The organism is Mesorhizobium sp. M2A.F.Ca.ET.037.01.1.1 (assembly GCF_003998075.1).
Classification (GTDB): domain Bacteria; phylum Pseudomonadota; class Alphaproteobacteria; order Rhizobiales; family Rhizobiaceae; genus Mesorhizobium.
The window spans coordinates 1-422 of record NZ_RZSA01001839.1 but is presented as its reverse complement, the minus strand read 5'-3'; the positions used below and the strand labels follow the sequence as shown (position 1 = coordinate 422).

Sequence of the window (422 nt, the reverse complement as noted above, 5' to 3'; positions counted from 1 at the left end):
GCCCTCGGAAAAAGGCTGCCGGCTGACCTTCGTCGTCAACAACGCGCTCGGCGCCGACCTGTCCAAGGCGGCTTTCGAGATCGCGCTGTTCAACGAGGCGGGCGTCGTCGACCGCCTCACCGTGCTCGATTTCAAGGACCTGCCGGCCGGCAAGACCAAGGTCACCCGCTTCGACCTTGCCGGCGCCGACTGCGGTAAGCTCAGCCGCGTGCTGATCAACAGCGCGACCGAATGCGCCGGTACCGGCGTCGAGCCGGCGGCCTGCATGCGCGCCTTGAAGACATCGACCAGGACCGCCATCGCTTTCGGAGTCTGACAAGCTGTGGGCTTCGAACCGGCACGCAACGCCTTTGCACAAGCGCCGGCCGGCATAGGCCTGGCGCTGCTTGCGGTAACCGATCTTGATTTGACCGATCTTGATT

1 protein-coding gene is annotated in these 422 nt (G+C 64.7%); it reads left to right on the top strand.

Features of this window, described 5'->3' with window-relative positions:
* The coding region (locus EOA27_RS40095) for a hypothetical protein (RefSeq protein WP_127259152.1) at window positions 1-316 on the top strand (316 nt) is incomplete at its 5' end.
* Window positions 317-422 lie beyond the last annotated feature (106 nt).